Source organism: Pseudomonas sp. S3_A03 (assembly GCF_054668275.1).
Map to the genome: position 1 here is coordinate 478,531 of NZ_CP162753.1, position 12,533 is coordinate 491,063.

8 protein-coding genes and 1 pseudogene are annotated in these 12,533 nt (G+C 63.8%); 2 read left to right on the forward strand and 7 right to left on the reverse strand.

The features are described from left to right. From AB4O25_RS02230 to AB4O25_RS02245, 4 genes are all read right to left on the reverse strand, one after another. The gene (locus AB4O25_RS02230; protein WP_017528345.1) at nt 1–1,341 is read right to left on the reverse strand and encodes a c-type cytochrome; all 1,341 of its coding nucleotides are present in this window, start codon (nt 1,339–1,341) and stop codon (nt 1–3) included. Nucleotides 1,342–1,357: 16 nt separating this feature from the next. Next, nucleotides 1,358–3,589, reverse strand: coding sequence for a xanthine dehydrogenase family protein molybdopterin-binding subunit (locus tag AB4O25_RS02235; RefSeq protein ID WP_017528346.1), 2,232 nt, complete (start codon nt 3,587–3,589; stop codon nt 1,358–1,360). Continuing rightward, nucleotides 3,589–4,047, reverse strand: coding sequence for a (2Fe-2S)-binding protein (locus AB4O25_RS02240; protein ID WP_017528347.1), 459 nt, complete (start codon nt 4,045–4,047; stop codon nt 3,589–3,591). The genes AB4O25_RS02235 and AB4O25_RS02240 overlap by 1 nt, the downstream gene beginning before the upstream one ends. A 757-nt stretch (nt 4,048–4,804) precedes the next feature. Next, nucleotides 4,805–5,704 (reverse strand): LysR family transcriptional regulator, encoded by a 900-nt coding sequence (locus tag AB4O25_RS02245; protein ID WP_116079624.1) that lies wholly within the window; start codon nt 5,702–5,704, stop codon nt 4,805–4,807. Between the two features lie 107 nt (nt 5,705–5,811). On the opposite strand from AB4O25_RS02245, the gene AB4O25_RS02250 reads away from it, so the two are divergent. Then, the gene (locus AB4O25_RS02250) at nt 5,812–7,164 is read left to right on the forward strand and encodes an MFS transporter (protein ID WP_460150398.1); all 1,353 of its coding nucleotides are present in this window, start codon (nt 5,812–5,814) and stop codon (nt 7,162–7,164) included. Further along, on the forward strand, nt 7,161–8,435 hold the full coding sequence (locus AB4O25_RS02255; protein ID WP_017528350.1) for a glucarate dehydratase family protein: 1,275 nt from the start codon (nt 7,161–7,163) through the stop codon (nt 8,433–8,435). Before AB4O25_RS02250 ends, AB4O25_RS02255 begins: the two co-directional genes overlap by 4 nt. An 82-nt stretch (nt 8,436–8,517) precedes the next feature. Here AB4O25_RS02255 and AB4O25_RS02260 read toward each other — a convergent pair. The 3 genes and pseudogenes from AB4O25_RS02260 to AB4O25_RS02270 all read right to left on the reverse strand — a co-directional run bounded on the left by AB4O25_RS02260 (nt 8,518) and on the right by AB4O25_RS02270 (nt 12,459). Beyond that, a pseudogene (locus tag AB4O25_RS02260) lies at nt 8,518–10,880 on the reverse strand (TonB-dependent siderophore receptor). A gap of 94 nt (nt 10,881–10,974) precedes the next feature. Beyond that, a complete protein-coding gene (locus AB4O25_RS02265) occupies nt 10,975–11,943 on the reverse strand; it encodes a FecR domain-containing protein (protein ID WP_223496734.1) in 969 nt (322 codons plus the stop codon). Next, complete coding sequence (locus tag AB4O25_RS02270; protein WP_017528353.1) at nt 11,944–12,459, reverse strand: sigma-70 family RNA polymerase sigma factor; 516 nt, start codon at nt 12,457–12,459, stop codon at nt 11,944–11,946. Nucleotides 12,460–12,533 lie beyond the last annotated feature (74 nt).

A 12,533-nucleotide genomic window follows, 5' to 3' on the forward strand; every position in this document is an offset into this window, starting at 1 on the left:
TCAGCGCATATGCAAAATGATCGGGCTGCTGCTGGCCGGGTCGGTGTGCCCGCGCAACGTGCCCACTGCCTCGGGGGCCACCGCACCCGCCTGATTACCCCAGGTGCCGCGCACAAAGGTCAGCACCTCGGCGATTTGCTGGTCGGACAACTGCTCACGGAACGCCGGCATGCGATACGCGTCCGGCACCCCGGCAGCCACGACGCGTTGCGAGCCGTTGAGGGTGATATTGATCGCCGACGCGGTTTCCTTGGCCAATGCCGAAGTGGCACCGGCCAGCGGTGGCATCCAGTCGGGCTGGCCCTTGCCGTCGGCACCATGGCAAGAAGCGCAGCGGGTGGCGTAGGTGTGGGCGCCGGGGGTATCCGGGCGCACCTCGGTGGCCACGTACTGCCAGGGCGTGCCGTCACGCTGCGGGTCGCCGGGCAGTGACTTGAGGTAGCGGGCAATGGCGGCCAGGTCATCGTCGGCCATGAACTGCGTGGAGTTGTTGAACGCCTCGGTCATCGAGCCGTAGACCACGGCGTGGCGGTTACGCCCGGTCTTGAGGAACTGCACGATCTGCGGCTCGCCCCAACGGCCCAGCCCGGTGTTGGGGTCCTGGCGCAGGCTCGGTGCATACCAGCCATCAAGCAAGGCACCGGCGAGGAACGGCTTGCCGGATTCATCCAGCGCTTTCTCGTTAAAGGCCAGCCCACGCGGCGTGTGGCAACTGCCGCAGTGGCCGGGGCCCTGGACGACATAGGCGCCGCGATTCCACAACGCGTCCTGATCAGCCTTGGCGGCATAGGGGGCGGTTGGCGCGAACAGGCCGTTCCACAGCGCGATGGGCCAACGCAGGTTCAGCGGCCAGGGGATATCGCTGGGGATGTTCGCTTGGCTGGCCGGTTGCACACCTTTCATGAAAAACGCATACATCGCCCGAATGTCGTCGTCGCTGAGCTTGGCGTAAGACGGGTACGGCATGGCCGGGTAGAGCCGGCGGCCGCCCGGCGCGACGCCGTGGCGCACCGCCCGGTCGAAGTCGGCGAGGCTGTAGGTGCCGATGCCGTTATCGCGGTCCGGCGTGATATTGGTGGCATGAATCGCCCCCAGCGGCGTGGCCATTTCCAGGCCCCCGGCAAACGGCGCCTTGCCCGGCAGGCTGTGGCAGGCCACGCAGTCACTGAGGCGCGCGACGTACTCGCCACGGCTGACCTGGGCCGGGTCGAAACTGACGGCTTGTTGCTGTTCAAACGGTGTCGCGGGTTGACGGGTGACGTACCAGGCCAGCAGGCCGGCGGCGACCACGCAGGGCAGCGCGAGCCAGCCTGCGGTTCTTGCGAATCGACGGGTGTTCATGGGCGGTCTCGCTCGGTTAGCTGAAGGTGTATCGGCTCAGGGGCAGGCTGCGAATACGCTGGCCGGTCAACTGCGCCACGGCATTGGCCACGGCCGGTGCCACGGCGGGCAGCGGTGGTTCGCCGATGCCACCCATCTTTTCGCCACTCTCCACGATCTTCACGTGTACCTGCGCCATGCGTGAGGGCGGCAGGATCGGGTAAAGGTCGTAGTTGCGCGCCCGTGGCTTGCCGTTCACATACACCGCTTCTTCCAGCAAGGTTTGCGATAACCCCAGCGCGACCGCGCCGTTGACCTGCGCCTCGACAATCGCCGGATTGACGATGCTGCCTGGGTCGATGGCTTCCCAGATGTGGTGGACCTTGACCTGGCCGCTTTCAATCGACACCTCGGCGATCACCGCCGCGTGTGAACCGAACGGTGAGGCCATGGCCACGCCACGGGCACGGCGTGTGCCGTCTTCGGCGGTGTAGGGGCCGCGCTTCCAGCCGCCGGACAACTCGGCCACCGCCTTGAGCAGGGTGGTCAGCCGCGGATTGTCGCGCAGCAAATGCAGGCGTAGCTCGTACGGGTCGCGTTTGCCGGTGTCGGCCAGTTCGTCAAGGAAGGCTTCGTAGAAAAAGTCGTTGAGCGAGTTGCCCACCGAGCGCCAGTAGCCGAGCATCGCCGGGCCTTTGACGTAGATCTGCGCGATGCGTTTGTTGGGGATGGCGTAGCTCTTGCCCGACAACCCCTCAAGGGCCGTGGGGTCGATTTTATCGCCCTGTTTGCCGGCAATGGCTTCGGTGGGGCCTTCGGTGGCGCTGACCGCTTCGATGGCTACCGGCAAGCCGTCGGCATCCAGCGCGGCGCGGAACTTGACCACCGCGACCGGGCGCAGTACATCGCGCAGGAACTCTTCTTCCCGGCTCCAGATCAGCTTGACCGGGCGGCCCACGGCCTTGGCCAACGCGATGGCCTGTGGGTAAGGGCTGGCCGAGTCATACAGAAAGTGGCGGCCGAAAAAGCCGCCGAGCAGCGGCGAATGCAGGTTGATCTGCTCAAGGGCCAGGCCGGTGCGCTTGGCGATGTCGGCGCGGAACATGTCCGGTGCCTGGTTGGGCAACCAGATGTCCAACGAGCCGTCGGGGTTGAAACGCGCCAGGGCGGAAGGCGGCTCCAACTGGGCGTGGTTGACGTATTGGTTGTGGTAAGTGGCTTCGACCTGGGTCTTGGCGTTTTTCAGCGCGGCGGCCACGTCGCCTTCGTTTTCATCGTCGCGGGCCGGGCCTTGCTGGGTCGCAAGGAAGTCGCGGTAGCCATCGCTGGAAAACTCAGCGGGCATGGTGCGCACTGTGGAGTCGGCAGTCGGTTCTTGCCAGTCAACCTGGATTGCCTCCACCGCGCGCTTGGCATGCCACCAGCGTTCGGCCACCACGGCCACCGCGCCAGGTAACGTGTGCACGGAATGCACGCCCTTCATACCTTCGACCTGTGCCTGGTTACGCAGGCCGCCCACGGTCATGCCCAGGCGCGGCGCGTGCTGCACGGCGGCGTGGAGCATGCCGTCGACCTTCAAATCGATGCTGTACAGCGCCTTGCCGGTGGATTTGTCGTAGGCGTCCACGCGTTTGACCGGTTTGCCGATCCAGCGGAACTGGCTCGGGTCGCGCAAGGTAATAGTGGCCGGGTCAGGCACCGGCATATCCAGCGCGCGAGCGGCCAACTCGCCGTAGCCCACGGAGCGGCCGGACGCGGCGTGTACCACGCGGCCGGGTTGGGTGCTCAGTTCGCTCAGCGGCACGCGCAGTTGCTCGGCGCCGGCCTGCAGCAGCATGGCGCGGGCGAGGGCGCCGAGGCGGCGCATGGTCGGGTAGCTCATGCGCACCGACATGCTGCCGCCGGTGATGCGCATGCCGTTGTCCATCACCACGTAGGCGTCGCCGGGCGGCGCGGCTTCGACGATGAACGTGGCGGGGTCGGCATCCAGTTCTTCACCGACGATTTGCGCCATGGCGGTGTGGGTGCCTTGGCCGCCTTCCATGAACGGGCTGAGCAGGCGCACCGTACCGTCCGGGCGAATCTCCAGAAATGCCGGCACTTGGGTGCCGCGCTCCACGCCGGTGGCGGCCTGCACCCGGCCAGACCCGAGTGGCAGGCCAAAGCCGATGACCAGCGCACCCACGGCGGTACTGGCCAGGAAGCGTCGACGCGACAGGTTGATCGGCTCGCCCAGGGGCACACCGGGAATCAGTTCAGGCGTGTTCATCAGGCGGTCTCCTTCCCGGCGGCCAGGTCATCCATGGCGGCATGGATGGCATTGTAGGTGCCGCAGCGGCACAGGTTGACCATCGCCGCGTCGATCTGGCCCTTGGTGGGGGCAGGGGTGTGCTTGAGCAGGGCTGTGGCCGCCATTACCTGGCCGGACTGGCAATAACCGCATTGCGCGACCTGATGCTCGACCCAGGCGCTGACCACGCGTTTGCCCACCTCATCGGCTTCGATGGCTTCGATGGTGGTGATCTCGCGACCGACCACCCCGGCCACTGGCGTCACGCACGAGCGCACCACATTGCCGTCCACCAGCACCGAGCAGGCGCCGCACTGGGCCAGGCCGCAGCCGTATTTGGTACCGGTCAGGCCCAGATCGTCGCGGATCACCCACAGCAGTGGCGTGTCGGCGTCGGCATCGACCTGATAGGCCTTTTGGTTGATACGTAATTCCATGGCGGGCTCACCTGCTGATCATCGGTTGGTGGTGCGGGTTTCTTATAGGAGGGTGCGACCGCAGGTCGCCCATCGTCGAACTCTAGACTACGGCGCAAGGGCTATCTATCTGATGGGGCTCAAGTTCAGAGGATCAGGCAAGTATTCAACAGGATTGGGTGACTGCGTCGGGCTTTGGTGGTTGGCTGCCTGTGTGGGAGGGGGCTTGCCCCAATGCCAGTCAGTCAAGCGCAGATCCCCTGTGGGAGGGGGCTTGCTCCCGATAGCAGCCTGACAGCCGGCCAGGATGTTGGATCAGATCGAGTACATATCCGTTGCTGCGGTAACGGCCACTTAGGGTTACGCCCTTACGGCGTGTCACTTTTGTAAAGGCACAAAAGTAACCAAAAGCCTTCGCCCCAACACTCGGCACCTCGCTCAGGCTCGGTGTGCCCGTAATCCGACATTGATTTGGGGGCCGCCGCCACGCGCCATCCATGGCGCGGGGCGGCTAAACCGGCATCCCTGCCGGTTTGCCCCCCCAATCAATATCGAATTTCGGCCAGCGTGTTTGACGGGGCGATCCAAGATCAAGATCAAAAGCGCGGCGGCCTTAGAGCCGACCGGTATGCAACGCCGAACGTGCTGCAAATGTGGGTGGGGCGGTGCGATGATTCGACTTGCTCCCGATAGCGGTGAATCAGTCACGTGACTTTCTTCTGACCCACCGCTATCGGGAGCAAGCCCCCTCCCACAATGGCCTGTCGGTCATCGACACTCACGCCCAGCCCTCGCGCACCGCGCTGCGAATCCCTTCCAGCAACATGGCAAACGCCGGGTTGTCATTGTCTTCGCGCCAGATCAGGTGCAGTTCGCTCTGTGCGCCTTCGCCCAGGTCGATGTCGCGGAACATGACGTTCTTGAACACCACGCTGCTGGCGCAACGCGGCACCAGGGCCAGGCCCATGCCGGCGTTGACCAGCGCGAGGATGGTCAGTGACGAGCCCAGCCACTGTACGTATTCCGGCGCGACGCGGGCCGAGCGCAGCAGGCCGGTGAGCAGTTCGTTGAACGGCGGGTAGGCGGCGTGGGCGTACATCAAAAAGGGCTGCGCGTCCAGGTCCTGCACGCTCACCGTATCGGCGTGTGCCAGCCGATGGCTGCTCGGCACCGCCAGTACAAACGGTTCGCGCACCAGGCATTCGGTGGCGTAGCCCGGTTCCAGCAGCGGTGCGCGGACGATGCCGAGGTCGATACGCCGGGCGCGCAGGGCTTCGTATTGCTGGTAGGTGTTCATCTCGGACAGGTCGATCTTTACCTGCGGCTGCTTGAGCCGCGCCTCGGCGATCACCTTGGGCAGGAACTCATACACCGCGCTGCCGACGAAGCTGATATTGACCGTGCCGATATCGCCTTCGGCAAAGCGCCGCGCGGTGATGGCCGCTTGCTGGGCGCGTTCGAGCAGGTTCTGCGCCTCGATGAAAAAGGCCCGGCCGGCGGCGGTGAGCGCGACGCTGCGGGTGGTGCGGGTAAACAGTTCCACCCCCAGGTGATGCTCCAGCAACTGGATCTGCCGGCTCAGTGGCGGCTGGGTCATGTTCAGCCGTTCGGCGGCGCGGCGAAAATTCAGCTCGGTGGCCACGGTGGTGAAGCAGCGCAATTGCGTCAGTTCAAACATTGATCTAATTCCGGTATCAATCGCATGCCAGGTTAGATTAGACGGGAACAATCCTCGGCGTCCATCATCGACTCGTCCCTTAAAAAAACAATCAATGGGAGTTGCCCGTGGATATCCTCCAGAGTCCGCCAGACCCGACCGTGCTTGCCCGCGCGGCGGCCAAGGTCAAGCGCCATGTGCTGCCGCTGTTCGTGGTGATGTTCATCGTCAATTACATCGATCGGGTCAATATCGGTTTCGTACGCAGCCATATGGAAACCGACCTGGGCATCGGCGCGGCGGCCTACGGCTTGGGGGCCGGGTTGTTTTTTATCGGCTACGCGATCTTCGAAGTGCCCTCCAACCTGCTGCTGCAGCGCTACGGCGCGCGGGCTTGGCTGACGCGCATCATGTTCACCTGGGGCGCGGCGGCGATGGCGATGGCGTTTGTGCGCGGGGAAACCAGCTTCTATATCTTGCGGTTCATCCTGGGCGCCGCCGAGGCCGGTTTCTTCCCCGGCATCATCTATTACTTCACACAATGGTTGCCGGCCAGCGAGCGCGGCAAGGCCATGGCGATTTTCCTCAGTGGTTCGGCCATCGCCTCGGTGATCTCCGGGCCGGTGTCGGGGGCGTTGCTTAATGTCAGCGGTCTTAACCTGCACGGCTGGCAGTGGATGTTCCTGATCGAAGGTTTTGCTTCCATCGCGCTCTGTGGGTGTGTGTGGTTCTGGTTGCAGTCCAACCCGCAGCAGGCCAAGTGGCTCAGCGACGACGAAAAACACGCGCTGGTCAGCGCCATTGCGCTTGAGCAGCAGGCACGCGAGGCGAGCCAGAGCGTGCGGCCATCGATGTTCAAGCTGCTGGCCGACAAACAGATCGCGCTGTTCTGCTTTATTTACTTTTCCATCGCCCTGACCATCTACGGCGCCACGTTCTGGTTGCCGAGCATGATCAAGAAAATGGGCAATCTGGGCGACTTCCAGGTGGGCTTGTTCAACTCCATTCCCTGGTTGATTTCCATCGTCGCCATGTACGGGTTCGCATCCCTGGCCAGCAAGTGGAAACACCAGCAGGCGTGGGTGTCGCTGATGCTGGTGATCGCCGCGTTCGGCATGTTCATGTCCACCACCGGCGGGCCGGTGTTTGCCTTCGTCGCCATCTGTTTTGCCGCGATCGGCTTCAAGGCGGCTTCGGCGCTGTTCTGGCCGATCCCTCAGGGCTACCTGGATGCGCGCATTGCGGCGGCGGTAATTGCCTTGATCAATTCGGTGGGCAACCTGGGCGGTTTCGTGGCGCCCACCACTTTCGGGTTGCTGGAGCAGACCACCGGGTCCATCGAGGGTGGTTTGTATGGCCTCGCCGCGACCTCGCTGGTGGCTGCGGTGATGGTGTTCTTTGCCCGCGCCACGCCTCGAGGGCCAACTCCTTCTTCTCATCATCACGCCATGCGTCCAGGTCCACAGGGAGCCGCCTCTTGAAAATTGTCCGCGTTACCGTCACCCCGATTGCTTTCCGTGACCCGCCATTGCTCAACGCCAGCGGTATTCACGAACCCTTCGCGCTGCGTTCGATCATCGAGATCGAGAGCGACACCGGCTACATCGGCCTCGGCGAGAGCTATGGCGATGCCCCGGCGCTGGCGATCCAGCAACAGGTGCAGTCGCAGTTGATCGGGCTCGATCCGTTCAACCTCAACCAACTGCGCGCCATTGTGCAAGCCACGGTGGCGGCGCATAAACCGGCAAGCCTGGCCGGTGCCGAGCTGGCGCCGGGCTCCCACGCGAGCAAGGCGGTGAGCAATGCCTATTCGGCGTTCGAGGTGGCGTTTCTCGACTTGCAGGCGCATTCGCTGAATGTACCGCTGGTGGACCTGCTCGGTGGCGCGGTTCGCGATCGGATCCCGTTCAGTGCCTACCTGTTCTTTAAATACGCCCAGCACATCGACTCGCCCTACAAGCCCGACAGTTGGGGCGAAGCGCTCAACGAAGAACAGATCGTCGCCCAGGCCCGGCGCATGCTCGAAACCTACGGCTTCAAAAGCATCAAGCTCAAGGCCGGGGCCCTGGAGCCCGAACATGAAGTGGCGTGCATCAAGGCCTTGAAGAAAGCTTTCCCCGGCGTGCCATTGCGCATCGACCCGAACGCCAACTGGTCGCTGGAAACCTCGATTCGCATGGCTGAACTTCTTGGTGACGACCTGCAATATTACGAAGACCCGACCCCCGGCCTGGACGGCATGGCCGAGCTGCACAAACGCACCGGCTTGCCCCTGGCGACCAATATGGTCGTGACCGACTTTGACGAATTTCGGCGCAGCGTGGCCTTGGACAGCGTGCAGATCGTACTCGCCGACCACCACTATTGGGGCGGCCTGCGTGACACGCAGGTGCTGGCGAAGATGTGCCAGACCTTTGGCCTGGGCGTGTCGATGCATTCCAATTCACACCTGGGCATCAGCCTGATGGCCATGGCCCACGTAGCCGCGTCGGTGCCCAACCTCGACTACGCCTGCGACACCCATTACCCGTGGCAGGAACCGGACGAGGAAGTGATCAAGGGCGGCAAATTGCCGATCATCGATGGCTGCGTGCAGGTCACTCGCGCACCGGGGCTGGGCCTGGAACTGGACCATGACCAGTTGGGCATGCTGCACGATCAATACCTGAGCTGCGGCATTCGCCAGCGCGACGATGTGAAACAGATGCGGCGTTATCAACCGGACTGGAAAACCGTCAAACCACGTTTTTGAAGCAGGTCGCTTGGTGTTGCCCGTGAGTGCATGTGGGTGCGCTTGCGGGCTTTTTTTGTGTGGCCTTGACTGTCGGTCTCGATCAGAAATCAACCGTAGCCGACAACGACAACGTGCGTGGCGAGCCTTGGGAAAACGCGCCGTATGAGGCAACGCCTGACCAATACTGGCGATCGAACAGGTTCTGTACCGTGGCGCGAAATGTGGTTGGCTGTTCGGCGATGCGGGTGCTGAAGCGCGCGCCGATATCGAAGCGTGTCCAGGCATCGAGCTGTTGCGTGTTGGCCTGGTTGGCGTACTGGCGGGCGGTATAGAGCGCGCCGCTGGTGAGCGTCAGGCCCTCGACCCATGGCGTGTCCCATTCGGCCCACAGGTTGGCTTGCACCTTGGGCACACCCACCGGTGCGTTGCCTTGGTTGGCGGCATTCGCGGTCTTGGTCAGTCGCGCGTCCAGCAGGGTCACGCCGCCGAGCAAGCGCGTGCCTTGGGTGACTTCGCCAGACACGCTCAGTTCGAGGCCGCGGTTGCGCTGTTGGCCCTGTACCGAAAAGCGCCCGGCGGCCAATTCGCCGCTGGGCTTGTGGATCTGGAACAGTGCGAGGGTCGACATGAACGTGCCGTAGTCGATCTTGACCCCGACTTCGTGTTGTTTGGACACGTAAGGCGCAAAGACCTCCCCGCGTTCGCGGCATTGGAGGGCGCCACGTCACCTTTGCTCAGGCCTTCGAGAGCGTTGTAGTAGAACGCCACATGCTCCCAGGGCTTGAGCACCACGCCAAACAGCGGTGTGATCTGGCTGTCGTCATAGGCGCTGGTGACGGCGCCTGCGTTGTTGTAGTTGCTCGATTGGATACGCTGCTGGCGCAGGCCGAGGGTGATCTGCGCCCGCTGGTCGAGTATCGACAAGGTGTCGGCGATGGCGACGCCGGAGAGTTCGGAGGCCGAGACTTTGGGCATATCCGGCTTGGCAATCGACGGTTCTGGCCGGTTCACCGGGTGATAGATATTCGACAGTACCGGCGCACCAGAAATGATCCCCCGCGACAGTTCATCGCGATAACGGCTGGCCTGTAGCGTGCTGCGGTGGCTGATCGGCCCCGTGTCAAAGCGCAGCCATGCTCCGACGTCGACCGTGTAGCGCTGCACGTTGAAGCGGTAGTAGCCGGGGATCGACGAGGTGTCGCCAGCGGCGTTGACGATGCTCGGGGTCTGGTCGGACAGGCGCGCCACGGCCGATTTGCCGCCGCCGGCGTGGGCGAACACGGTGAGGGCCTCGGTGAGGTCGTATTCGCCGCTGAGCAAAGCCGATTTGTCCCGGGTGCGCGACCAGCCCCAGTCCTGACTGACGTTGGTGCGGCCGTTGGCGGCGGTTGGGATGGCCACGCCGCTATCGATCAGGAACGGGCGGGAGGCCGCATCGAAGGTCTCTTGCTGGGAGATCAGGTCGAGGCTGGTACGCAGGCGTTCACCCTGGTAGTCCAGAGACAGGGCGCCGATGTCGATATTGCGCGACTGTTGGTCGATCACCGTGTCGCCATTCTGCACGCTGGCATTGATGCGTACGCCCAAGCGCCGCGCCTCGCCAAGCCGTCGGCTGATATCGAGGTGGTTGCCCCAGTGCGCATCCTGGGCGTAGCTGGCGGTATAACGGGTCAGGTCTTCATCGAGAGAGCGCTTGGGCACGATGTTGATCACCCCGCCTACCGCGCTGTTGGGCGCCATACCGTACAGCAGCGCGCCGGGGCCCTTGACCACTTCGATGCGCTCGGCGTAATCGGTAAACACGCGGTAATTGGATGCCACGCCGTACACACCGTCGAATGCCAACTCGCCGAGGTTGCCTTCACCTACCGGAAAACCACGGATGAAAAACGAGTCGACAATGCCGCCCGTCTGCCCGGTGGAGCGTACCGAGGAATCGCGTTCCAGCACATCGCCCACGGTGGTCGCCTGCTGGTCCTTGATCAGCGCCGCGCTGTAGGTGCTGACGCTGAAAGGCGCGTCCATGATGTCGGTATTGCCGAGCATGCCCAGGCGTCCACCGGTGGCCACTTGGTTGCCGGAGTACAGCGGTGGCAGGCTGTTGGTGCGTGGCTCGACGCCGCTGACCGTGGTGTCCGACAGCGTGACTTGGCGCAATACGAGGGTGTAGCTGCCGTCGTTGCGCAGTACCGCCTCCAGGCCGCTGCCGGCCAGCAACCGGCTCATGGCTTGCCGGGGCGAGTAGTTACCGGACAAACCCGGGCTGGTCAGGCCTTCGGTGAGGGCAGGGAGGAACGACAGGGCAATCCCGGCCTCCATGGCAAAACTCGACAGCGTGGCTCCGAGCGGGCCGGGGGCAATCTGATAAGCACGCACCCGCGCCGTCTCCAATGGCGCCGGCACGTCCGCCAGGGCGATACCGGCCAGGGCCAGGCTGAGCAGCGCGCTGCGAATGACAAGCATGGAAGGCAGCCCTATGGATAAGAGGGAAGGGGGCTTGTGTTTGCCAGTCGAGATCAAAAAAAGTATCACCCGCGCGGATTTATTGTTGCGGCTGTCAGGCCGGGGACAGGGTGACCCAATAGCCGTTCAGATGGCCGCTGGCGAGAACCGGGTAGGTTTGCACCAGCATGTTCAAGGTGCGCTGGGTGTCGGCGATGGGGAACGCGCCGGAAATGCGCAGGTCGGCAATCGCCGGGTCATAGCGCACGAAGCCACGGCGATAGCGCGTCAGTTCGGCGACAAAGTCGGCCAGGCGCATGTTGTCCGCCATCAGCATGCCTTGGGTCCAGGCACCGACATTGCGATCCGTGGGGCTGAGCGCGCCCCAATGTTGAGTGGAAAAGTCTATGTGTTGCCCGGCGTTGACGATCAACGGCGGCCGCTGGTCGTTTTCGGCCAGCACTACTTTAACGGCACCTTCGAGCACAGCCAGGTGGGTACGTTCGTTCAGTTCGCGCACGGTAAAACGCGTGCCCAGGGCCTGCAGGCGGCCCTCGCGCGTGCTGACCAGAAACGGGCGTGCGGTGTCTGCGGCAGTCTGCACCAGGATTTCGCCTTCGCGCAGGTGCAGCAGGCGTTGCTGGCTGTCGAACAGCACGTCGATGGCGGTGTCGGTGTTGAGGGTCACGCGCGAGCCGTCCGCCAGGGTCAGTTCGCGGCGTTCGCCGACGCGGGTGCGGTGGTCGGCTGTCCATTGCTGGGACTGTGTCAGCTTCCAACTGCCCCAGCCTACCGGCATCACCGCCAACAGCAGCGCCAGTTTGCCCAGGGCGGCGCGGCGTTGCGGGTTGCTTGGGCGGTCCAGGGTCGACATCGCCAGGGACGGCGGCAGGCCACCGAGCGTGCTTTGCAGCAATTGGGCCCGAGCCCAGGCGCGAGCGCGTTCGGGGCTGCTGACCTTCCAGCGTTCCCATTCGGCGCGCTCGCTGGCGCTCAGGTCGGTTTCGCTCAGGCGCATCAGCCACTCGGCGGCTTCTTCCAGAACATCGGCGGGCAGCGGCGGTTCCTTGCCCAGGCTGAGCACTTATTCGACCCGCATCAGGCATTGCATGAACGCCTGTTTCATGTAGCGCTTGATGGTGATCAGCGACACGCCCAGTTGCTCGGCGATGGCCTGGTATTTGAGACCGTGGAGCTGCGACAGCAGGAACGCACGCTTGACCAGCGGCGGCAGCGCGTCGAGCATCGCGTCGATTTCGTGCAGGGTCTCCAGCACGATGAAGTGCGCTTGCGGTGACGGCACCTCGTGGGCCGGGACACTGGCGAGCGCTTCCAGGTACGCACGCTCCAACGCCTTGCGCTGGTACCAGTTGACCAGGATGCCCTTGGCCACGCAGGTCAGATAAGCGCGGGGCTGGTCGATCACCGTGACCTGGGAGGCGAGGATGCGGGTGAAGGTGTCCTGGGCCAGGTCCGCCGCATCCATGGCGTTGCCGAGTTTGCGTTTGAGCGTGGCGTACAGCCAGCCGTGATGGCCGCTGTACAGCGCCTCGATTGCACGCAGGTGAGAGGTGTTGGGGGCGGGGAGGCTGTCGCTCATGGTGCGGATTCGTGCAACTGAGAAGTATTCCCAATACTAAGTGACAACCGCCGCGCATTGCAATCGCGCACGCG